At 56.0% G+C, this 22,770-nt stretch carries 17 protein-coding genes; 2 read left to right on the top strand and 15 right to left on the bottom strand.

All coding sequences use genetic code 11. The annotated features are described in order from the left end of the window. From rpoB to purR, 14 genes are all read right to left on the bottom strand, one after another. Positions 1-3,792: a DNA-directed RNA polymerase subunit beta gene (gene rpoB, locus BN6471_RS11470; protein ID WP_066649192.1), complete on the bottom strand. Its 3,792-nt coding sequence runs from the start codon at positions 3,790-3,792 to the stop codon at positions 1-3. A gap of 344 nt (positions 3,793-4,136) precedes the next feature. Beyond that, complete coding sequence (locus BN6471_RS11475; RefSeq protein ID WP_066649193.1) at positions 4,137-5,228, bottom strand: PIN/TRAM domain-containing protein; 1,092 nt, start codon at positions 5,226-5,228, stop codon at positions 4,137-4,139. Between the two features lie 250 nt (positions 5,229-5,478). Then, complete coding sequence (gene radA, locus BN6471_RS11480; protein WP_066649194.1) at positions 5,479-6,828, bottom strand: DNA repair protein RadA; 1,350 nt, start codon at positions 6,826-6,828, stop codon at positions 5,479-5,481. After that, entirely contained in the window at positions 6,821-8,065 is a 1,245-nt protein-coding gene (locus BN6471_RS11485) for a hypothetical protein (RefSeq protein ID WP_147554027.1), read from the bottom strand. The genes radA and BN6471_RS11485 overlap by 8 nt, the downstream gene beginning before the upstream one ends. A 1-nt stretch (position 8,066) precedes the next feature. Next, entirely contained in the window at positions 8,067-9,239 is a 1,173-nt protein-coding gene (locus tag BN6471_RS11490; RefSeq protein ID WP_066649197.1) for a bifunctional 2-C-methyl-D-erythritol 4-phosphate cytidylyltransferase/2-C-methyl-D-erythritol 2,4-cyclodiphosphate synthase, read from the bottom strand. A 2-nt stretch (positions 9,240-9,241) separates the two neighbouring features. After that, a complete protein-coding gene (locus BN6471_RS11495) occupies positions 9,242-9,484 on the bottom strand; it encodes an RNA-binding S4 domain-containing protein (RefSeq protein ID WP_066649198.1) in 243 nt (80 codons plus the stop codon). 582 nt (positions 9,485-10,066) lie between these two features. After that, on the bottom strand, positions 10,067-10,339 hold the full coding sequence (locus BN6471_RS11500; RefSeq protein WP_066649201.1) for an HU family DNA-binding protein: 273 nt from the start codon (positions 10,337-10,339) through the stop codon (positions 10,067-10,069). A 120-nt stretch (positions 10,340-10,459) separates the two neighbouring features. After that, positions 10,460-11,875 (bottom strand): nucleoside triphosphate pyrophosphohydrolase, encoded by a 1,416-nt coding sequence (gene mazG, locus BN6471_RS11505; protein WP_066649204.1) that lies wholly within the window; start codon positions 11,873-11,875, stop codon positions 10,460-10,462. A gap of 145 nt (positions 11,876-12,020) precedes the next feature. Next, entirely contained in the window at positions 12,021-13,235 is a 1,215-nt protein-coding gene (locus tag BN6471_RS11510) for a peptidylprolyl isomerase (RefSeq protein ID WP_066649206.1), read from the bottom strand. A 101-nt stretch (positions 13,236-13,336) separates the two neighbouring features. Beyond that, positions 13,337-16,735, bottom strand: coding sequence for a transcription-repair coupling factor (gene mfd / locus BN6471_RS11515; protein WP_162270208.1), 3,399 nt, complete (start codon positions 16,733-16,735; stop codon positions 13,337-13,339). 251 nt (positions 16,736-16,986) lie between these two features. After that, positions 16,987-17,541: an aminoacyl-tRNA hydrolase gene (gene pth, locus BN6471_RS11520; protein WP_066649210.1), complete on the bottom strand. Its 555-nt coding sequence runs from the start codon at positions 17,539-17,541 to the stop codon at positions 16,987-16,989. Positions 17,542-17,543: 2 nt separating this feature from the next. Beyond that, positions 17,544-18,911, bottom strand: a complete 1,368-nt coding sequence (gene glmU, locus BN6471_RS11525) for a bifunctional UDP-N-acetylglucosamine diphosphorylase/glucosamine-1-phosphate N-acetyltransferase GlmU (protein WP_066649213.1) — start codon at positions 18,909-18,911, stop codon at positions 17,544-17,546. A 100-nt stretch (positions 18,912-19,011) separates the two neighbouring features. Next, positions 19,012-19,305, bottom strand: coding sequence for a septation regulator SpoVG (gene spoVG / locus BN6471_RS11530; protein ID WP_066649216.1), 294 nt, complete (start codon positions 19,303-19,305; stop codon positions 19,012-19,014). Positions 19,306-19,487: 182 nt separating this feature from the next. Beyond that, positions 19,488-20,279: a pur operon repressor gene (gene purR, locus BN6471_RS11535; protein ID WP_066649218.1), complete on the bottom strand. Its 792-nt coding sequence runs from the start codon at positions 20,277-20,279 to the stop codon at positions 19,488-19,490. A 102-nt stretch (positions 20,280-20,381) separates the two neighbouring features. Between purR and murC the strand changes: the two genes are divergently transcribed. Then, positions 20,382-21,764, top strand: a complete 1,383-nt coding sequence (murC, locus tag BN6471_RS11540) for a UDP-N-acetylmuramate--L-alanine ligase (protein ID WP_066649221.1) — start codon at positions 20,382-20,384, stop codon at positions 21,762-21,764. Between the two features lie 60 nt (positions 21,765-21,824). Beyond that, complete coding sequence (locus tag BN6471_RS11545) at positions 21,825-22,259, top strand: PaaI family thioesterase (RefSeq protein WP_066649224.1); 435 nt, start codon at positions 21,825-21,827, stop codon at positions 22,257-22,259. Here BN6471_RS11545 and BN6471_RS11550 read toward each other — a convergent pair. Beyond that, positions 22,234-22,692 (bottom strand): hypothetical protein, encoded by a 459-nt coding sequence (locus BN6471_RS11550; RefSeq protein ID WP_066649226.1) that lies wholly within the window; start codon positions 22,690-22,692, stop codon positions 22,234-22,236. The genes BN6471_RS11545 and BN6471_RS11550 overlap by 26 nt on opposite strands. Positions 22,693-22,770: the final 78 nt, after the last annotated feature.

The following is a 22,770-nucleotide window of genomic DNA, read 5'->3' on the forward strand; positions in this document are numbered from 1 at the left end:
TTACTCCATATCGTCGTCTTTTAAACTGTCCGTATCGATATTGAGGTCTTCCGTGAGGTCGATATCATCCTCGATCTCTTCCATGTCCGGGATCACGTCGTCCGCGAAATCGTCAAAGTCGATCTCCTCGTCCTCAAGCTCCGCGATATCCGGCAGGTCGAGCTCGTCGATGGAAAGGTCGCCCAAATCCTCGATCACCATATCGCCCGCTTCAAAGTCGCCTTCTTCAGTTGGCAAGTCCTCCGCCCCCGCAATGTTGATGTCGATCAGCATACCGTCGTCTTCGTCGGTCTCCTTGATCTTAATCTCGCCGCGGTCTTCGGAAAGCACCTTGATATCGAGCCCTAAGCTCTGCATTTCCTTGATCAGTACCTTGAACGATTCGGGCACGCCCGGCTCGGGGATGTTCTCGCCCTTGACGATGGATTCGTACGTTTTCACACGCCCGACCACGTCGTCCGATTTCACGGTCAAAATCTCCTGCAGGGTATTCGCCGCGCCGTAAGCCTCGAGGGCCCACACTTCCATCTCGCCGAAGCGCTGTCCGCCGAACTGCGCTTTCCCGCCCAGGGGCTGCTGCGTGACCAGCGAGTAAGGGCCGGTGGAACGCGCGTGGATCTTGTCGTCCACCAAGTGGTGCAGCTTTAGGATATACATATAACCGACGGTCACGCGGTTTTCAAAAGGCTCGCCGCTGCGCCCGTCATAAAGCACTGTTTTTCCGTCCGGCGTAAGGCCGCTCTTTGCAAGCAGCTCCTCGATGTCCTCCTCGCTGGCGCCGTCGAATACCGGCGTTGCGACTTTGTAGCCCATCGCGCGCGCCGCCATGCCGAGGTGTACCTCCAGTACCTGCCCGATGTTCATACGGGAAGGTACGCCCAGCGGATTGAGTACGATATCAAGAGGCGTACCGTCCGGCAGGAACGGCATATCTTCCATCGGGAGGATACGCGAGATAACGCCCTTGTTGCCGTGGCGTCCGGCCATTTTGTCGCCCACGGATATCTTTCTTTTCTGTGCGATATAAACGCGTACGAGCTTGTTGACGCCCGCCGTCAGTTCATCCTTGTTTTCACGCGTGAAGATCTTTACGTCCACGACCACGCCGCCTTCGCCGTGCGGTACGCGCAGGGAAGTATCGCGCACCTCGCGCGCTTTCTCACCGAAGATCGCACGCAGCAGGCGTTCTTCCGCCGTCAGCTCCGTTTCGCCCTTGGGCGTAACCTTGCCGACGAGGATGTCGCCGCTCCGCACTTCCGCGCCAATGCGTACGATGCCGCGCGAATCGAGGTCTTTCAAAGCTTCCTCCCCCACGTTGGGGATGTCGCGCGTGATCTCTTCCGGCCCTAGTTTCGTGTCGCGTGCTTCCGCTTCGTATTCCTCCACGTGGATGGAGGTAAATACGTCGTCCTTGACAAGGCGCTCGGACAATAGCATCGCGTCCTCGTAATTGTAGCCTTCCCACGTCATAAAGCCTACGAGCACGTTTTTGCCGAGGCCCAGCTCGCCGTGGTCTGTAGACGGCCCGTCCGCCAGCACCTGCCCGGCCTCGATCTGCTGTCCTTCATACACGATGGGCAGCTGGTTGATGCACGTGCCCTGGTTGGAACGCGCAAATTTGATCAGGTTGAATTCGGACTGTGTCCCGTCGTCGTTGGCGATCACGATCTTGTCCGCCGTTACGCTCTTCGCAACGCCCGACTTTTTGGCAATGGACAACACGCCCGAGTCGTAAGCCGCCTTGTACTCCATGCCCGTTCCCACGACCGGGGATTCGGGGATCAAAAGCGGCACCGCCTGCCTCTGCATGTTCGAGCCCATCAGCGCACGGTTCGCGTCGTCGTTTTCCAAAAACGGGATAAGCGACGTAGCGACGGATACCAGCTGCTTGGGCGAAACGTCCATCAGGTCTACTTCATTTCGGGAAACCTCGACGATCTGGTCGCGCACACGGCACATAACGCGTTCGTTTACGAACACGCCGTCGTCCGCCAAAGGCTCGTTGGCCTGCGCGACGATCAGGTCTTCTTCCTGGTCCGCCGTCATATATTGTACCTTTTCCGTAACGCGGCCCGCTTTCTTGTCGATCATGCGGAAAGGCGTTTCGATAAATCCATATTCGTTGATACGCGCATAGGTGGAAAGGGAACCGATGAGGCCGATGTTCGGCCCTTCCGGCGTCTCGATCGGGCACATACGGCCGTAATGCGAGTGGTGTACGTCGCGCACGTCAAAGCTCGCGCGGTCACGGTTCAGGCCGCCCGGCCCCAGCGCCGACAGCCTTCTCTTGTGCGTCAGCTCTGCAAGCGGGTTCGTCTGGTCCATGAACTGCGAAAGCTGCGAGGAACCGAAGAACTCCTTGATGGAAGCCGTCACCGGACGGATATTGATCAGGTTGCTTGGCGTCGCCACATCCATATCCTGGATGGACATCCGCTCGCGCACGACCCGCTCAAGGCGCGTCAGGCCCACGCGCAGCTGGTTTTGCAGCAGCTCGCCTACCGAGCGCAAGCGCCTGTTGCCCAGGTGGTCGATGTCGTCCGTCACGCCGACGCCATATTTGAGCCCTAAGAAATAGCTCACCGAGGCAAGCATATCGTCCACGATGATGTGCCTCGGGATCAGCACGGAAATGCTCTGCTCCAGTTTTTCCTTGAGGAGCGCCTTATCCTTGCCGCACTCATCCAATATCTCTTTCAGCGCCGGGTAATATACCTTTTCGTTGATGCCGACCTGCGCCGGGTCAAAATCAAGGTAGCCCTTTGCATCCACAAAGTTATTGCCATGTACGCGCAGCACGTTTTCGCCCACGGAAAGCTCCACGACGCTCACGCCCGCGTTTTCGATCTCTTTTGCTTTTTTCGCGCTGATCGCCTCGCCTGCGGAAACAAGCAGCTCGCCCGTGCTTTCATTGATCACGTCGGAAGCCGCTACCTGGTCTTTGATACGCTGCGCAAGCGAAAGCTTCTTATTGAACTTATACCGCCCGACGCGCGCGAGGTCATAACGCTTGGGGTCGAAGAACAAAGACCCGATCAGCATGTTCGCGCTTTCCACCGTCGGCGGTTCGCCCGGACGCAGGCGCTTGTAGATTTCCAGAAGGCCCTCCTCCTGCGTCGTGGTATTATCCTTTTTGATCGTGGCTTCGATATTTTCATCGTCGCCGAAAAATTCCCGCAGGTCCGCGTCCTTGGAAAGGCCCATCGCGCGCAGGAAAACCGTGACGGGAAGTTTCCTCGTCCTGTCCACACGGATAAACATGCAGTCGTTGGAGTCCGTTTCGTATTCAAGCCACGCGCCCCTGTTGGGGATCACGGTAGAGCTGAAAAGATCCTTGCCTGTTTTGTCCTTGCTCTCGCCGTAATATACGCCGGGGCTGCGGACAAGCTGCGAAACGATGACGCGCTCCGCACCGTTGATGATGAACGTCCCCTTCTCGGTCATCAGCGGGAAATCGCCCATGAAAACTTCCTGCTCTTTGACTTCCCCTGTTTCCTTGTTCAAAAGGCGCACCTGCACCTTAAGAGGAGCGGCGTAGTTAACGTCCCGCTCTTTACATTCTTCCACATCATACTTGGGGGTATCGAGGATCTTGTAATCCACGAATTCAAGCACCAGGTTTTCAGAATAGTCGGTAATAGGGGAGATGTCCTGCAGTACTTCGCCCAGTCCCTCTTCCAAAAAGCGTTTGTAAGAGTTTTTCTGGATTTCGATTAAGTCCGGCATGTCTAGAACTTCTTTGATCTTGGAAAAGCTCATCCTCTTATTTGTTCCAAACTTAACTTCCTGCATACTTAACAACAACTCCTATATTAAAATTGATTATACAAGCAAAGGCGCATTTGCACGGCCGTTCCCTCAAAAATCCGCTTCCGGAGCGGATTTTCCCCGCGTCCAAAAGGGCGCGCGACGGGACAATACTCCACAGTACAACTATGCTAATGCAGTTTACTATATTATCATAGCAAAATCAAGATGTCAACACTTATTTGCGCTCACTTTGTTCGCTTCGCGGGCAGGGATTCCTGCAAAACCGATTTATTCCTGACGAACATAACGAAAGCGTGCGTGGCCGCGCGCTCACTTTGTTCAAGTAAAAACAGGGCGCTGTGTCCCGCACCCTGTTTTTTTCCCGTTCATTTGATTTTCGCAAAGATCATCCGCCCTGCCGCCGTCTGCAATACGCTGGTAACGATAACCTGCAACGTTTTGTCGCTCATGCCCTTTGCGCCTTCCACGACGATCATCGTCCCGTCGTCGAGGTAAGCGATGCCCTGGCTTTGTTCCTTGCCGTCCTTGACGATGGTCACGCTCATTTCCTCGCCCGCCATCAGAATCGGCTTGACAGCGTTCGCCAGCTCGTTGATGTTGAACACCGGCACATCCTGCACCGCCGCTACCTTGTTTAAGTTATAATCGTTGGTCACCACCGTGCCGCCTATGTCCCTTGCGAGCTTCAGCAGCTTGATATCCACCTCCGGTACGTCCTCATAGTCGACGTCCGTCACCTTGACCCGCGTTTTGAGCTCCTTCTGCATGTCGCCGAGGATATCGAGGCCGCGCCGCCCGCGCGTACGCTTCATGGAATCCGCCGAATCGGCGATCTTTTGCAGCTCCTTCAACACGAACTCCGGCACCACGATATCCCCCTCGAACATCCCCGTCTTGCAAATATCCAAAATGCGCCCGTCGATGATCACGCTGGTATCGAGGATCTTGGGAGGGATGCCTCCCCTTTTGTCCGGCGCTTTGCCGCCTGCCGGCTTTTTGCCCCGGATCAGCCCCGCGATGTCCACCCTGCGCCGCACGCCGATCGAAAGGCCGATCGAGCCGAACAGCAGGTAAACGAGGATCGTCAGCGGGATGGATATCCAGGCAATGGGTATGAGGCCGATGATGACGGATATCAGCGCCGCCACCACAAGGCCCGCGATGAGCCCGACCGTCCCCGCAAAAAGCGTGGTCGTGGGCGTTGCCTCCAGCCTCTGCTCGATGCTTTTGGTATTCCTCTCAAACGCCTGCGCCATCCTGCGGGATAAAACTGAAAATATGATTCCGGATATGATTCCACTGGCAATATATGCAGCGAACGGCACCCACGTTTGGAAATTCGAGAACAGGTCGGCCTGCGCGAAGTAATTATATAAGGTCACGCCCAGCAGCACAAGCCCCGGCCCGATCAAAAAGCCCAGTACAATGATGAATAGTCTCATCAGCTTGTAAAACATGTTGCTTTCTCCTTTCCTTATTCAATTGTATTAATATCAACAGCGCGCTTTTGCAGCCCCGCGCGCAAGCTTTCTATCAGCTTTTGTTACCGCCGATCGTTCCTGGCGACACGCAAACCGCTCGGGTTTTGCTCCGCAAAAACTCGCTCTTGCATGCGCCGGCGTCGCTCCGCCGGATCGGGCGCGCTTTACCCTTTTATTAATTTATCATTAAAATATGTCTTGCGTATGAACAAAACCTTAAAAATTCCTAAAAGGCCCTCGCAAGCACATCCGAAAGCGTCCCTACCCCCTCCACCTTGATATTTCTGTCCATGCCGGCTTCGATGCTGTATTTCGGCACAAATACGCGCCTAACGCCCATCTTCGCGCATTCATTCACGCGCCGCGAAAGCTGGGAAACGTGGCGGATCTCGCCCGAAAGCCCGATCTCGCCGATGAACGCCGTGTCCCGCGGAATGGGCAGGTTCCTAAGGGAGGAGACGATGGACATCGCCATCGCCATGTCCGCGGCATATTCCTTTACTTTGATGCCGCCCGCCACATTCACGAAAATATCCTCGTTGTAAAGCTTTAAGCCGATCTTTTTCTCCAGCACCGCGCAGATCATATACAGGCGGTTGTTGTCGAGGCCCGAACACAGCCTGCGCGGGATGTTAAGCTGCGTATGCGCGCACAGCGCCTGTATCTCCAAAAGCATGGGGCGCGTGCCCTGCGTGGCCGCAAAGATGGAGACGCCCGATAAGTCGTCCGCAAAATCCCCCTCAAAGAGCATCGTCGGGTTCTTTACTTCCATCATACCCATATCGCGCATCTCGAAAACACCGATTTCGTCCGTGGAGCCAAACCTGTTTTTCACCGCGCGCAAAATGCGCAGGTTCGAGGTGCGTTCCCCTTCAAAATAAAGCACCGTGTCCACGAGGTGCTCCAAAACGCGCGGCCCCGCGATGGCGCCCTCCTTGGTTACATGGCCGATGATGAACGTAGCGATACCCATGCGCTTCGCCGCCTGCGTAATGCGCGAAGCACACCCGCGCACCTGCGCCACGCTGCCCGGCGCAGAGGAAAGGTTCGCGTCGTATAGCGTCTGGATCGAATCGAGGATCAAAAATTTGGGCTTTAGCTCCTCCACGCCCGCTAAGATGCTGCCCACCTCTGTTTCCGCCATCAGGTAAATGTGATCCGCCACACCAAGGCGCTGCGCGCGCATCTTGATCTGCGCGGGGGATTCCTCTCCCGAGACATAAAGCACGTTGCCGTACGCGCACAAAAGCTTTGCCACCTGCAAAAACAAGGTGGATTTTCCGATACCCGGCTCGCCGCCCGCAAGGCATACGCCGCCCGGCACCACGCCGCCGCCGAGGACGCGGTCAAATTCGCCGATGCCCGTGGAAAAGCGCTTTTCGCTTTCCAGCGGTATCTTGTCAAAGGTGACGATCCTGGCCGGTGCACAAATGACCTTGCCCTTGCCCGCGGGGGCTGCCTGCACCACTTCCTCGACCAGCGTGTTCCATTCGTTGCACGACGGGCACTTCCCCGACCATTTCCCGCTCGTATACCCGCACTCCGAGCATACGAACTGCGTCTTTGCCTTAACCATTTGCTCCCCCGTCCTGCGCCTGCGTATGCGCGCTTTCCATGTAGGCGTAAAGCACCGCCTCGTCCGCGATCTCGGTATCCGTCGTATCGTAATAACAGATGCCGTTTAAGTTTGCGCACGCGAGCAGGTTTTTCGACGTTTCCCCCGTCATGGTCTGCGTCATCTGCGCATCCGTATAGCAAACCGTTACCTTCATGTCCTTCGTATAAGCGACGAAATTATCGCCCAGCGCGTAATTGACCACGTTTTCCGCGATCTTCACCGGGGCGTTGCCGTTCGTGGAAAGCATGAGCGACCCGCTGATGATGTCCTTCGCCGTGGCAAACACGATGTCCTTGCCGTTCGTCTTTGGCTCGAACACCTGGTTGCCGAAATCGTAATTTTCCGTTTTGGAAGCGCCGTCCGCAAAAACAATGCGCTTTAGCGTCCCGTTCCCCTGCGTATCGTATTCCGCCCACACAAGGTCGTTTGCGGAAATGCTTGCCGCGCTGTTGCCTGCCGCCGTATTCTCGTAAAGCCTTACCGTCGCCGGTTCGCGCGTTTTCAGGTTGTAGACATACAGGCGCTGCGTCGTGTCGCCCGCCCACTGCATAAAGGCGATCAGGTCGCCCGCAATGGAGATCTGCGGCTGCGCATACGCGAATTCCTTGATCAAAAACTGCTGCTGCGCCGCGATATCGTAGCCCACGATACGTCCGCCGCCCTTATCAAGGCAGTCCACCCATACGGCGTAATTCCCTGACAGCAGGGGCGATAAGAGCCTGTCGTATTTCTTTTCCACATTGGGCAGCTTGGTGATTTCCTGCGTCTGCGTGTTGTAGATGAGCACCGTATCCAGGGCCAGCGTGCCCTGCTGTGAAAATTGCGTGGTGAAAATGATATTGTCCCCGTCGATAAACGGCTCGTTTTTGATACGCACCTTGTACTGCTGCGCGTCGCTGTCCGTAAACGCGTTGATATAAATCTCGCCGGGTGCGGCCGTGCCCGTCTCCACCTTCGATTCTTCCAAGTTAAACTCCGCTTCCACCTTGGGCTGGTAGCGCAGGGATGGGTCGACCCCCTTCAACAGGTCTTCGATGAGCGGGAACCCAAAAAAGATCATGACAAGGACGACCGCCGCCGCGATCCCGATCAGGACGATGTACCGCCACATAGACCAGGCGTTGCTCCTCCTGACGCGATCCACGCCCATCGGCCTACGGATCGTGCTCATTCCCCTGTGTTTTCTTCTCTTCATACTATCTTCTCTGTTTTTGCAAAATACACACGGCCTGTGCCGCCGCGCCCTCTCCCCTTCCGACTGCGCCCAGATATTCCGTGGTCGTCGCCTTGACGTTCACATATTCGCGCGTCATATCGAGCGCCGCTGCGATGTTGTCCATCATCTGTTCGCGGTACGCGCTGACTTTCGGCTTTTGCATAATGATTGTGCTGTCGATATTGATGATCTTATACCCGTACTTGCGCAGCAAATCGCCGATCCCGCGCAGCAGGTCGATCGAATAAATGTCCTTATATTGCGGGTCGGTATCCGGGAAAAGCCCGCCGATATCACCCAGGCGCGCCGCCCCTAAAAGCGCGTCCATGATGGCGTGCACCAGCACGTCCGCGTCCGAATGCCCATCCAGCCCAATATCGCTGGGGATAGTAACGCCGCCCAGCACGAGCTTCCTGCCCTGCGCGAACTGGTGCATATCAAACCCGTTGCCAATGCGCAGGTCGGAAGATTCCTGGTTTCTCACGATCTGCCTGCCGTGATCCACATCCTTGCGCGTCGTCAGCTTGATGTTGTCCGGCGATCCCGTCACCACATGCACCTTTTTCCCCAGGCGCTCCACTAACGACGCATCATCCGTACCTAAAAAGCCGTCTTGCTCCGCTTTTTGATAAGCCTGCTTCAGCAGGTCTGCGCGGAACGCCTGCGGCGTCTGTACGCATACCAGTTCCTCGCGCGGCAGCGTCTCCGTGACGACGCCCTTTTTTGCGCGCTTGATGGTGTCCGTCGCCTTGACCGCGGCCACGCCGCTGCCGTGGCGGATCGCGCTCGAAACGCAGTCGCGGATGATGCGCTCCGTGACAAAGCAGCGCGCCGCGTCATGCACGACCACGATATCCGCATCGCCGGGCACAAATTCCAGCGCGTTGCGCACGGAATATTGGCGTTCCGCGCCGCCGTCGCAGATCATGACCGTTTCGCCGCCCCCGATATACTTTTCGATCTTGCGCTTGACGATGTCGCGCTCCTGCGCCTTGCACGCCACGATGATATCGGAAAACAACTCCGTCGCCCCAAAGGTTTTCAGGCACCGGATCACGGCGCTCTGCTCTTCAAACTTGATGAATACCTTGTTGGTATCGAGTTCCATCCTTCTTCCGCTGCCCGCGGCAAGGATCACAGCACAAATCTTCATCCCTATTCTATTACCTCGTACATTCCGTCTGCCTCTTGCTTTTTCGTCGTTTCCACAATCGCCAAAACGCGAACCTTCAATGGTTTTGAACCAAATTCTATCGTGATCTCGTCGCCGATCTTCACGCCATAGCTGCTCTTTTGCACTTTGCCGTTGACCAGCACGCGCGAGCCCTCGCACGCCGACTGCGCGACCGTCCTGCGCTTTATCAGCCGCGATACTTTTAAATATTTATCCAGTCTCAATGCATTTCCCCATTCCTATGCTTGGCGCCGGATTGAGCACGCCCATAACAGGCGTATCGTGTCCGGCATCGTGTTCTACTCTGCGTATTATACCATTTTTTCAAAAATATTCAACCAACGGGCATATATGTTAACGGCTTCTTAACATTCGTCGCTCCTCGCCCTCCCTGCTCCATTTCGCCTTGCGGCGCTATTCCGCTGGTCAGGCGATCGCTCCTCTTACCCCACGAAACTCACTGCGCTCCGCTCCGTTCAACTTTCGCGTGGCCCCCATTTCTCCTCGCCCTCCCTGCTCCATTTCGCCTTGCGGCGCTATTCCGCCTCCCGGCTCATAAAACCGGTTTGTTCCTGACGGCCCCGCCATCGCTGTCTGAAAACAAAAAAGACGCGCTTAGTTGCGGTCGCTCCGCTCCCTTCGCGGGCGGAACATGCTGTTCCCCCGCGTACCCCCTTGGCTCAAAGTTGTTTTATTTCGCCTTGCGGCTCATAAAACCGCTTTGTTCCTGACGGCCCCGCCACCGCTGTCTGTAAAACAAAAAAGACGCTCACACTTACAGTGAACGTCCCTTATTGTTTTATTACTTATTTTACAGCGTCTTTGAAAGCTTTGCCAGCTTTGAAAGCCGGTACAGTGGAAGCAGCGATCTTGATCTGCTGTTTCGTCTGCGGATTGATGCCTGTTCTTGCAGCACGTTTCCTAGCTTCAAATGTACCAAATCCTACGATCTGTACCTTTCCGCCTTTTTTGATTTCATCGATGATGCTGTCAGAAAATGCGCTCAGAGCAGCGTCCGCATCCTTTTTGGAGATACCAGCTTTTGCCGCGATAGCAGCTACGAGTTCAGTCTTATTCAAAACCTTCCCCTCCTTAAATAATATTCCGCAACGGCTGGGGAGCCGCCCGGTTAGATTACAAAAACGATTATAATACATTCAAACCCATAAATCAACCTTATTTTAAAGGTTTTTTGGCAATTAGGGAATTATTTTTTTCGCCTCGTCCCATAAGTTGTTCAGTTCATCCACACCCAGGTCATAAAGCCCTTTGCAAGCCTTTTTTTCCATCTCCTCCATGCGTTTGATAAACTTCTCGCACGTACGGTTTAAGGCCACCTCCGGATTGGCCTTCAAAAGCCGCAGCACATTGATGATGGAAAAGAGCAGGTCGCCCGCCTCCGCCTCCGTCCTGTCCGCGTCGCCGCTGCCGATCTCCGCTTCCCATTCCAAAAGCTCCTCGCGCACTTTTTCCATCGCGCCCGCGGCGTCCTTCCAGTCAAAGCCGATGCCCGCCGCCTTTTTCTGCAGCTTATACGCGCGCATCATCGCCCCCATCGAGCGCGGCACGTCGCGCAGCACGGATACGAAATCTTCGTTCTGTTTTTCCTTCCGCTTGATCGCTTCCCAGTTTAAAAACACCTCGTTCGCCGTATCCGCGGTCGCGTTCCCAAAAATATGCGGATGACGGCCTATCATCTTGGCGCACACGGACGTTGCCACGTCGTCGATATCAAATTCGCCGCACTGCCGCGCGACCTCCGACTGGAACACCACCTGCAAAAACACGTCGCCCAGCTCGTCGTACAGCGCGAACATATCGCCTGCGTCCACCGCGTCCACCGTTTCATACGCTTCCTCGAGGATATACTGCCGCAGGCTCTTGTGCGTTTGCTCCGCGTCCCACGGGCAGCCGTTTTCCCCGCGCAATATCTTCATGATACGCACCAGGTCGTAAAGCCCGTAGCGCTCCTTGCCCACAAGCTGCTGCGGCGGCAGTACCAATATGCCGCCCTCCTTCCACTGCGTTATGCGGTCAATATCATAAAAATCCAGCCACGATGCCTTTCCGTCCGCATAAAACAGTACCTGCGTATCTTCCCTATAATAATCAGAAAGCGCACACTTTACACCTTCCGCTACCAGCAAATTTTCCACACCGGTCAAAACGACTGTTTTTCCCGTGTCGATGCCCAGCGCGTCTATTTCCCGCGCGCAGAGCACAGTATACCCGCTTACGTCCATGCGCTGTGCCGCCGCGCTTATGGCGGCCGCTTCGCCATAGCCGCCCGCCACATACGCAAGCGAAGCGCCCTCTTTTTCCAATTCGCTTAAAAAGCCGTTTTCAAACGGATCCCCCACTGTGCAAAAAACGACGCTGCCGCCCTTTTCCGCCTCTAACACACGCTGCGCGCCCGCCAAAAACAACGCCTCGAAATCCTCCGCCTGCTCATAGAGGTCGTCCAGCGCCACGATCCTTTCATTTTCCCTGCGGATCCCTTCCGCGCACGCCGTCCGCTCGCTCTGCAAAACAACCGTATCCGCCTCTCTGATCGCCTGCACCGCGCGCAGCGGCAGCAGGTCAAATTCCGGCGTACAGCCGACTATCTTTATCATATCCTTTGTTCCCGCCTTTTTTTAGATTCCCTCAAATTATAGCCCCCTGCCTCGCGGATTTCAACCGCCGCATACACAAAGGGGAGCCTGCGCCCTGCGCAAACTCCCCTTTGTTCCTCCAGAAAACTGGTTATGTACCGGTCGATTACAGCCTGTCCGTGTATGTCTTCACGTTGTACTGCTCCGAAAGCTGGTCATAGACCTCGTTTAAGTGCGTATTCTGTGCTTCGGACAGCTTCTTTTCCATGATCGTTTCCTTGATGTCGTCAAACGGGATCACGCCGCCCGCATCCTTAACGTTCTTTAGGATATGGTAGCCGAAGTCCGTTGCCACCAGGCCGGAAATTTCGCCCTCCGCCAGCTTAAGCGCCGCTTCCTCGAATTCGCTGACCATGCCGGAACCTTTATAAACAAGGTATCCTTCCGTCTTTGCCGGCTCGCTCTTCATGCCGGAATCTTCGCCCAGCTCTTCGAGGAGCGCGTCAAAATCCTCGCCCGCTTTCGCGCGTGCAAGCGCTTCGTCCGCTTTGGCCTTGATGTCCGCAAGCGCTTCGTCGCGCTTCACGTCCGCACCGGCGTCGTCGCCGTTCGTGCGCAGCTCCTTGATCTCCGTCTGCACATCTTCGGGTATCTGGAACAGGATATGCTTGATATAGCGCGCATCCGCCGGGTTGACGACCGCGATGCCCGAGCTGCTGTAGGTCGCATAGCTTGACGGGTCTTCCTCGACCTTGGGCTGCTGCTCCGCTACCTGCTCGTCATAAAAGGTCTTGGCCTGCTCTTCCGTATACGAGACTTCGCCGTTGATCTTTTCCGTTTCCTTGCTGATCGCGTCGGATTTGATGCGGTCTGCCACCCTCTGGTCCATATCGTCGTAGCCGTACATCGTGACAAACTGCTCCATCTGTTCGTCGATCTTCGCCTGCCTGTCCGCTTCCGCAACCGTCTCGTCCGCTTCCACGCTCGACTTGATGGATTCCTTCAGGCTGTTAAGCGACTCTTCAAGCTCTGCCTTGATCGCAGCCTTGTTTTCGTCCGATTCGTCCACAAAGCCATCCTCGATCGCCTTTTGGTAAAGCATTTCGTTCTGCACCAGCGTCTGCAAAGCGCTCGTGCGCATGGAGGCGAGCTGGTCTGCGCCGTACTGCTGCGTGAACGTATCTGTCGTCATCCCGTACATGGAGAGCATCGCCTCCGTTGACTCGTCGACCTGCCCCTTCGTGACCTGCGCGCCGTTCACTTCCGCAACGACCTGCGCCGCGTCACGCTCCTTGTTGATCTGTACCATCGAGCACGACGCGAGGGAAACGCACATCACGCCCGCGAGCGCCACGCCCAGTACTTTCTTCCATTTATTCATGTTAAACAAGTATCCTTTCTAAACAATAACGAACTTATTATACAGCACCATCCCCGTCTGCGCAACGAAATATTAAAAAAACGTCGCAGCCCGGTTCCTTTTCACCTCAGCCGAAGCTGGCTCAAAAACTCCAGGAAGCCGCTTAACTGCATATCTTTTTTGGTCTTGTAAACGATAACCGGCGGCGCCGACGGTCTCAGTATAACACGATCTTTATGCGATTCGACGATTTTTAACAGTTTTTTTACATGTGGCTGCACCTGCTCGTCATATTTCAGCTCGATGCTGTCGCGTTTCTTGATCACGCTGGCAATGCCCGCCGCAGACGCGTAGGCCTTGATGGTCGCCGCCACGATCAGGTTATTGACCTCCTTGGGAACCTTGCCGTAACGGTCGGCAATATCCCTCGAAGCCGCCTTTGCGTCGCCCACGCTCTTGATCTTGGATACCAGCTTGTAGATATCCATCTTGTCCGTCTGGTTTTTGATGTATCGGTCGGGGATATACGCCGGGACGTTCAGCTCCACCGCCGTATCCACCTCCGCCTTCACGTGCTTGCCCTTCGCCGTCGCCACCGCCTCGCGCATCAGCTTACAGTACATCGCATAACCCACCGTCGCCATGTGTCCGCTCTGCTCCGGCCCCAGAAGGTTGCCCGCGCCGCGGATCTGCAAGTCGCGCATGGCGATTTTAAAACCGCTTCCAAGCTGCGTGAACTCGCGGATCGCCGCCATTCGCTTGGCCGCGTTTTCCTTCATGCTGCCGTCGCCCAGGTAGGTAAAGTATGCATACGAATTTTTGTCCGAACGCCCCACGCGCCCCTTGAGCTGGTAGAGCTGCGACAGGCCGAACTTGTCCGCCTCATACACGATGATCGTGTTCACGCTGGGGATATCGATACCGCTTTCGATGATGGTCGTGCATACCAGCACGTCGTATTCCCCGTCGATAAACCCGCCGACCACGCGTTCCAATTCCGCCTCGCCCATCTGCCCGTGCGCCGCCGCGACCCGCGCCTGCGGCACGTTGCGTTTGACGTCTGCGATCAGCTTATCCATTTCGCGTATCTGCCTGCATACCAAATAGACCTGTCCGCCGCGGTTTATCTCGCGCATGATCGCGTCTGCCAAAAGCCCGTCCGAATAGCGCATCACATACGAATACGGCTGCTTTCGCATGGCGGGCGGCGTATCGATGGTGCTTAAGTCGCGGATGCCCACCATGGACATCTCCAAAGTGCGCGGGATAGGCGTTGCCGACAGCGTCAGCACATCCACGCTCTGCCGCATCAGCTTGATCTTTTCCTTGTGCGAGACCCCGAACCGCTGTTCCTCGTCTACGATCAACAGGCCCAGGTCGTTGAAATGCACGTCGCTTGACAGCAGCCGGTGCGTACCGATGATGATATCGATCTTACCGCGTTTGAGGTCGGCAAGCACCTCCTTGTGGAGGGACTTGGAAAAACGGGAAAGCCCGGCAATGGTCACGGGGAAATCCGCGAACCGTTCGCGGAACGTTTTCAGGTGCTGGCGCGCAAGCAACGTCGTCGGTACGAGCACCGCCACCTGCTTGCCGTCCATCACCGCCTTCATGGCGGCGCGCATCGCCACCTCCGTCTTACCGTAGCCCACGTCGCCCAAAAGCAGCCTGTCCATCACGCGCGGCGATTCCATATCCTTCTTGATCTGCTCGATGCTCCTAAGCTGCCCGTCCGTTTCTTCGTATAAAAACGCGTCCTCGAATTGCTTTTGCCATACCGTGTCCTCCGCAAACGCATGCCCGTTGCTCTCAAAGCGCTGCGCGTACAGCGCCACCAGGTCGAAAGCAAGCTTTAAGGCGGATTCACGCGCCTTTGTCTTGGCGTTCTCCCATTCCTTGCCGCCCAGCCTGGATAATTGCGGCGGCGCATCCTCGCTGCCGATGTATTTCTGTACGCGGTCGATCTGCGCCGTGGGGATGTAAAGCTTATCCCCGCCGCGGTACTCAAGCTCCATATATTCGGCGACGTTGCCGCCTGCTTCCAGCGTTTTGAGCCCTAAATATTTCCCTTTGCCGTGTACGTCGTGCACCACAAAATCGCCCGGCTTAAGGTCGCTGAAGATATCCTCCTCGCTCCCCTGCCTCGGCGCTTTTTTGCCCGCAGCCTTCTTGCGCACACGCCCGTAAATGTCATTGAGCCCCAAAACGATGGTACGTGCCGAGGGGATCTCGAAGCCGTACGCGACATATTCCCCGCTGATAAACACGCCCTTTTCCTGTGGCTTTTCCGCAACGGGCGCAATGATGTCGAATTCCTTCAGCGCCTCGCTTAAGGACTGCGCCTTTCCGCCCGCACACAAAACGACGGCGTAACCGTGCTTCAAACGGTCCTTAACGGCCCCTGCCAGCATATCGATGCGCCCGTTATAACCGGGCGCTGCGCGCATTTGCATATCCGCCTCGCACACGGTTTTCAACCGCGCGTTCCTGCCGCCCGCCATGTCGAGGATATATCCTTCCTTTTGCTTTAATACGGGCGTCAACGTGCCGATGCTTTCGCACTGGGCCGAAAACGCCTCGCCTTCCCTGACCAGCCGTGCGCACGCGTCGTCGAATTCGGTTTTGAGCCGCTTTGCTTCCGCGTACACATATTCAAAATCGTCGAACAGCAAAAGCGCCTCCGGGAAATAGTCCGTAATATACGCCGGCGGGAACATCACAGGCAAAAAGGTATCCGAATTGTCAAAATTGCCGTATTCCTCCACCGCCACCGCAAGCCGCTGCGCCAGCTCGCGGTTTTCCTGCTTTTCGAGGTATGCGCACAGCTTTTCCTTTGCCCCGCTGTCCAGCACGACCTCCCGCGCGGGCGGCAGCAGGTATTCCTCCAGCGGGCTGCCCTCCGATTTCTGCGTCTCGCTGTCGAAAAAACGGATGCTCTCGACCTCGTCGTCAAAAAACGTCACGCGGATCGGGCGCTTGCTGTCCGGGGGGAAAACGTCGAGGATCTCGCCCCTGCGGGCAAATTCGCCCCTGGAATAGACCGTGCCCGCGTGCTCATACCCGTTTTGCGCGAGCGCCTCCATCAAAGCGTCCATTTCGTATTGCTTTCTTGCCTTTACCAGGAAACACGAGGCCGCAAAGCGTTCCGGCGGCATCATGCGGCTCAAAAACGCGCGCACGGAAAGGAATACCGTGCCCTTGCTGCGCGCGGTGTTTTTGAGGATGCCCACGCGTACAAGCTCTTCTTCCCTGCCCTTGGCCTCCACGCTGCGCAGCGAAAAATCGTCGTCCGGGAACAGCACGCCGCCCGACGCGGCCGCCATATCGCGCGCGCCCTGCTCCGTCGCCGTGATGCACAGCACCTGCCTGTGCGCGCTCTTTCTTAACGCCTGCGCAAAGTATGGTTTTGCGTTTTGGGTAACGCCAAAAACCGAGCAGGGCAATTTTCCCCCTCGGACACACTGCAAAACCTCTTCAAATGCCCCGCTCTTTTCGATCAGCGGGCTGATCGTATCGTTCAAATGATGTCTCCTCTTGTAAGCAATCGCTTCGCGCATGCTTCCTATCAGTCTTTGTTGCCGCCAGCCGACACGCTTCCTATTAACAAAGCTTACCGCAGCCTTAGATCACGCATATAACAAGACATAGCGCGCGGCATCGTGTTATCTGCCGTATGCGAGTTAGACGGCGCGCAGCGCGTCTGTTGTCTGAGCAAGTAGGCAGATAACACATGGCAGGCGCGGCCTGTTTCCTACCGCACAGCCGCCACTCCCTATTTATTAAACTCCGCCTGGGCGGAGTTTACGCCGTCCGTAATCACGCGTTCGCACGCGTCCGCAGCGCGCTCGAAAAGCGCCTGTGCGTCGCCGCGTTTTTCCTTCTCGAATTTGCCCAGCACATGCCCCACCAGGTTCGAGCGTGGCTTGCCGATGCCGATGCGTATACGCGTAAAATCGCCCGATTTCGTATAACCCAGGATCGAGCGCATGCCGTTGTGCGTGCCCGCGCTGCCCTTGTCGCGTATGCGCAGCGACCCGAACGGGATATCGATATCGTCATACATCACGATCAGGTTTTCAAGCCCCGCATCATAATAGTCGAGCATCCCGTCCACCGCGTAGCCGCTGTTGTTCATAAAGGTCGTGGGCTTTGCCAGAATGACCTTTTGCCCGCCGATCATGCCCTGGCCCGCGAGCGCGTCGAACTTCGTTTTTTTCAGCTTGATGCCGTGCCGCTTTGCCAGCACGTCTACGGCGCACCAGCCCGCATTGTGCCGCGTATTCTTATATTTTAATCCCGGATTTCCCAATCCAAACACAAAAAACACGCTTACTTCCTCTTATCCTTCCAGCCCGTTTTCACCGTCTGCCGCGAGCGGGCGATGGCAAAGGCCTTGTCCGGTATGTCCTCCGTGATCGTCGAGCCGGCGGCGATATACGTTTCCCTGCCCACGCTGACCGGCGAAACAAGGTTCGTGTTGCAGCCGATGAAAGCGCCGTCGCCCACGCTCGTGCGGAATTTCTTTTTTCCGTCGTAATTGACGACCACCACGCCGCAGCCCACGTTAATGCGCTCGCCGAAATCCGCGTCGCCGATGTACGTGAGGTGCGATACCTTCGTGCCGTTGCCGATGTTGGAGTTTTTCACTTCCACAAAATCCCCAATGCGGCACCCATCGCCGATACCAGAGCCCGGGCGCACATACGCGTACGGCCCGACCGTCGTGTTTTCGCCGACCGTCGCGTCCAAAATCACGGAATTCTGCACCGTCGTCCCCTTGCCGATCACGCTGTTTGCAATGCGCGAGCCCGGGTACAGCGTGACGTCCTCGCCAATCACGCACCCGCTTTGCAGCGTCACACCAGGATAGATCAGCGTATCCCTGCCGATCTTGACGTCCGCGTCGATATATACCGTTTGGGGATCCACCATGCTCACGCCGTTTTTCATGTGCTGCTCTGCGATGCGCGCCCGCAGTACCTGCGCGCACTGTGCAAGCTGCGCCCTGTCGTTGACGCCCATGCACTCCCGTGCGTCCGGCGCGACATAAGCGCCCACCTTCTCGCCTTTGGCGTTGAGCAGTCCCACGATGTCCGTGATATAATATTCCCCCTGCGCGTTTGCAGGCTTAAGCTCCTTCAAACATTCCAGCAAAAGCGGCGTGCATACGCAATAACACGAAGCGTTGACCTCGCGCACGGCGCGCTGCTTATCCGTCGCGTCCTTTTCCTCCACGATGGCGACCACATCGCCCAATTCGTTGCGCAGAATACGCCCGTATCCATACGGATTGTCAAGCTCCGCCGTCAGCATGGTGCAGGCGTAGTTGCCCGCCTGAGCCGCCGCGGCCATCGCCGCGACCGTCTCCTGCCGCAGCAGGGGCATGTCCCCCGCGATGATCAGCGTATAGCCCTCAAACCCTTCCAGCAAGTGCGACGCGCACATCACGGCATGCCCGCTGCCCTTGCGCTCCGCCTGCTCCGCGTACAATACGCTGTCGCCAAACCTTTCTTTCAGCTCGTCCGCGCCCCTGCCGCACACGACGATACACTTTTCCGCGTCCGCCCCTTTGGAAGCGCGCAGCACCCATTCGAGCATGGAAAGCCCGGCGATCTCATGCAGTACCTTCGGCGTTTTGGATTTCATCCGCGTGCCTTCGCCCGCCGCAAGGATCACCGCCGCATATTTGTTACCCATATTGAAAATCTCCTTCAAACGGTTTCAAACCGGTTTTTTACCCATCTCATTATACGCAAAAAAAGAACCCCGCACAAGGGTTCTTTCTTTTCGCTGTGAATCAATAGCTGTCCTCCGTGCCGAACGTATCCGTCTGGTCTTCAGGCATATTTTCATATTCCTTCAGTATCACCTGCTGGATCATTTCACGTGTCTCAGAGTTGATCGGATGTGCGATATCCTTATACTCCCCGCTCGGCGTTTTCCTGCTGGGCATAGCGATGAAAAGCCCGCTCGCGCCCTCGATGATTTTCATGTCGTGGACCACGAACATGTCATCAAAGGTGACAGAAACGATTGCCTTCATTTTACCTGTGCCGTCGATCTTTCTGATGCGAATGTCTGTAATGTTCATATTCAATCCTCCACCTTGTCTTGTCTATGACTGATACCATTCATGCCTATACCACAGCAAAGTATATTGCACAAAAAAACATTCTGAATTTATTTAATTTTTTTGTTATTCTATCACAGAATTTCCTAAAAATCAATATTTGCGTCCATTGACAGCTTTTCCGGCGTTCCTTTTTGTGTTCATCAGGTCGAAAACTCGATTTTCGTTTCGCTCAATTCCTCCAGGACGAATATCGTTTTATAGTCGCTGATCCTCTTTTTCTGGGGATAGCGGTTGACGATGGCCGCGCCCGTCCCCACCACGGAAATATGGAATTCGCCCAGCATGTCGCTGATCGCCTTGATCGTCCCTCCGCCGCCGATGAAGTCGTCGATGACGAGCGCGCGCCCCCCCTCGCGGATGAGCCTTTTGGATAACGACATCGTCTGCAAGCGCCGCGACGAGCCGGAAAGGTAATTGATCGAAACGACGGAGCCGTCCGTTAATTTGCTCTCCCTGCGCGCAATGGCAAGCGGCAGGTTTAAGATGCGCGCCACGCTCATGGCGAGGGGCACGCCCTTTGTTTCCACCGTGACGATAAAATCCGCCTTCTTGTCCATGAACCATTCCGCAATGATCTGCGCCATGCCGTCCACGTAATACGGCGTACAGAAAAGATCGACCAAAAACATATACCCGCCGGGCAGGATGCGCGACGTATCCGACATCTTCCGCGCAAGCTCCTGCTTAAAGCGTTCCTGTGCCTGCGCGGGCATATGCGGCACATAGCGGATCCCGCCGCGCGCGCCCGCCACCGTTTCCACGCGGCCGATGCCCGCGTCGCAAAACGCCTGCTTGACGACCGACGCATCCTCCGAAAGGCTGGACTTCGCCGCACCGAACATCTCCTGAAAATAATTCAGGGAATACAATTTGTTTGGATTTTTGGCGAGTAATGCGCACATCATCGCTATCCTTTGTTTCTTGTTTCCCATGCTTACCCCCCATGCGCAGGTTTTAGTTGCAGAAATATTACATATTCAGTATAATAGATACGCCGTTTATTGTATACGGCGAAATTTTAACGGGAGAACAAAATGGATATAGATTTTTCGGCCTTACAAGGCAAACCGATCCACTTTATCGGGATCGGAGGCTGCTCCATGAGCGGGCTGGCGCAGATCGTGCACGCAAACGGGTTCATGGTCACCGGCTCCGATATGAAGGAGTCCGCTTTCACCGCCCAGCTCAAAAAACGCAGCATCCCCGTCACCATCGGGCATGATGAAAAAAATGTACACGGCGCGGGCCTCGTGGTTTATTCCGCGGCCATCAAGCCGTACAACCCGGAATATGCGTACGCCGCAAGCCACGACATCCCCATGCTCGAGCGCTCCCGGCTTTTGGGCCTCATTTCCGCGCATTATAAGCGTGTCGCCTGCATCGCGGGCTGCCACGGCAAAACGACGATCACTTCCATGCTGGCGCTCATCATGCAAAACACGGGGCAGGACGCTACCGTGCATGTGGGCGGCATGGTGGATTTCCTGGACGGCGGCGTGAAGATCGGCAAGGGCGATGCGTTCATCACCGAAGCTTGCGAATACGTGCGCAGCTTTTTGACGCTGCACCCCACGCATATCCTCGTCAACAACATCGACGACGACCATCTTGACTGCTACCGCGACATCGACGATATCTTCAACACCTTTGTCGAGTTTATCGAAAAGCTCGATGAAAACGGCGTCCTGCTCTTAAACCAGTCGGACGAGCTTGCCTACCGCCTGAAGGAACATGCGTCCTGCCGTATCGTGACCTACAACAACGGAGGGCAGAGCGACTGGTATTTGGATAACGTCTCTTTTAACGAGTTCGGCTTTGGCAGCGGCGACGTCATGTATCACGGCGAAAAGCTGGGACGGCTCGAGCTTACCGTGCCTGGCCTGCACAACCTGCGCAACGCCCTCGCGGCCACAGCCTTTGCCTGTGAAGTATTCGGCGTGGACGCGGCGACCTCTATCCGCGCGCTCAAAAATTACAAGCTCGCAGGCAGGCGGTTCGAGTTCATGGGCGAACGCAGCGGCGTGAAGGTTTTCCACGACTACGCGCACCACCCCAGCGAGATCGAAGCGTGCCTGGAGGCCGCAAAGCTGGTTCCGCACAACAAGCTTTGGGTGGTGTTCCAGTGTAACTCATACACCCGTGCGCGCACCTTAAAAGACAAATACGCGCTGTGTTTCAAAGACGCCGACGAGGTCATCATGCCGGACATCTATCCGGGTCGCGACACGGATACGCAGGGCATCCACGCGCGCGACGTGGTCGCGGCGGTCAACGCCAATTCGGCCATCTGCCTGTATATCCCGACGTTTGCGGAAATCAAGGATTACCTCCTCAAAAACTGGCAGCCGGGCGACATCGTCGTCACGCTCGGCTCGGGCGACGTCAACAAACAGCAATTGGTATTCTTTGAAGATTAAAGGCCGGGCGGGGTACAGGTATCCCGCCTTTTTTGATTATGCAAACAGGAAAGGACACCTATGGATCATCAGGAATTTATCGATTACTTCAACGGGCACGATATGTTCAGCAGAAAAAACGGGATACGGCTCACAAAACTTGGCAAGGGGTTCGCCGAAGCGGAAATGGACTTTGCACCGGATCGCACCAACTTCATGGGCACCATGCACGGCGGCGCGCTTTTCACGCTTGCGGACGTCGCGGCGGGCACCGCGCTCATCTCGCACGGCAGCCTGTGCGTCACCTTAAACAGCGCGATCAATTATATCCGCCCCACGTCCGGCGGCAAACTGAAAGCAGTCGCGCGAGAGATGCACTGCGGCGCCAAGATCGGCGTATGCGACGTGACAATCTTCAACGAAGGCAACCATGTGGTGTGCACCTGCACCTATACCATGTATATGACGGGCAAACCGCTGCCCTCCGGGCTTACTTCCCCACCCGCACAAGGCTGACCACGCGCACGTCCACTTCCCCGGTAGACTGCAATACGTTGAACGTACCGTATGCGGTCATCTGCCCGTCCTTTTCCTCGAATGCCAGGTACACATAATTCGGTATGCCGATGCTGCCGTTTGTCAGCGGCACATTGTTGATACCCGTTTTCACCGCGTCCATCGCCGCGATCTTGCCGACAGCCGGCGTGGCTTCGTGCTCGAACGTTACGCGGTACAGGCCGTTTTCGCCCTTTTCAAGCGTCCATACCCAGTCAAAGGTCAGTACGTCGGGCAGCCCGCCCTCATTGTCCGGGTTCTGCGCGATATACGTTTCCTTGCCGACATACGTCCCGGAGATATCCATCCCCTCCTGCCGCGGCGCTGCCGCACATCCCGCAAACAAAAACAACGCGCATACAAGGAGCAGCGCTGCCAGGTGTTTCTTTTTCATCTTTCTCCCCCTTAGACATTGTTTTCATTAATTATGTAACCATTGGTTAATTATGTAATTATACCACATTTCATCTTT

Origin of the sequence: Christensenella timonensis (assembly GCF_900087015.1) — a bacterium.
Lineage (GTDB): Bacteria > Bacillota > Clostridia > Christensenellales > Christensenellaceae > Christensenella > Christensenella timonensis.

Coding starts and splice junctions, on each gene's coding strand:
- BN6471_RS11545 (WP_066649224.1), top strand. CDS start 21,825: ATGGATCATCAGGAATTTATCGATTACTTCAACGGGCACGATATGTTC.
- glmU (WP_066649213.1), bottom strand. CDS start 18,911: ATGGGTAACAAATATGCGGCGGTGATCCTTGCGGCGGGCGAAGGCACG.
- rpoB (WP_066649192.1), bottom strand. CDS start 3,792: ATGCAGGAAGTTAAGTTTGGAACAAATAAGAGGATGAGCTTTTCCAAG.
- BN6471_RS11485 (WP_147554027.1), bottom strand. CDS start 8,065: ATGAAGAGAAGAAAACACAGGGGAATGAGCACGATCCGTAGGCCGATG.
- spoVG (WP_066649216.1), bottom strand. CDS start 19,305: ATGAACATTACAGACATTCGCATCAGAAAGATCGACGGCACAGGTAAA.
- mazG (WP_066649204.1), bottom strand. CDS start 11,875: ATGATAAAGATAGTCGGCTGTACGCCGGAATTTGACCTGCTGCCGCTG.
- BN6471_RS11510 (WP_066649206.1), bottom strand. CDS start 13,235: ATGAATAAATGGAAGAAAGTACTGGGCGTGGCGCTCGCGGGCGTGATG.
- murC (WP_066649221.1), top strand. CDS start 20,382: ATGGATATAGATTTTTCGGCCTTACAAGGCAAACCGATCCACTTTATC.
- BN6471_RS11490 (WP_066649197.1), bottom strand. CDS start 9,239: ATGAAGATTTGTGCTGTGATCCTTGCCGCGGGCAGCGGAAGAAGGATG.
- BN6471_RS11550 (WP_066649226.1), bottom strand. CDS start 22,692: ATGAAAAAGAAACACCTGGCAGCGCTGCTCCTTGTATGCGCGTTGTTT.
- purR (WP_066649218.1), bottom strand. CDS start 20,279: ATGGGAAACAAGAAACAAAGGATAGCGATGATGTGCGCATTACTCGCC.
- radA (WP_066649194.1), bottom strand. CDS start 6,828: ATGGTTAAGGCAAAGACGCAGTTCGTATGCTCGGAGTGCGGGTATACG.
- BN6471_RS11475 (WP_066649193.1), bottom strand. CDS start 5,228: ATGTTTTACAAGCTGATGAGACTATTCATCATTGTACTGGGCTTTTTG.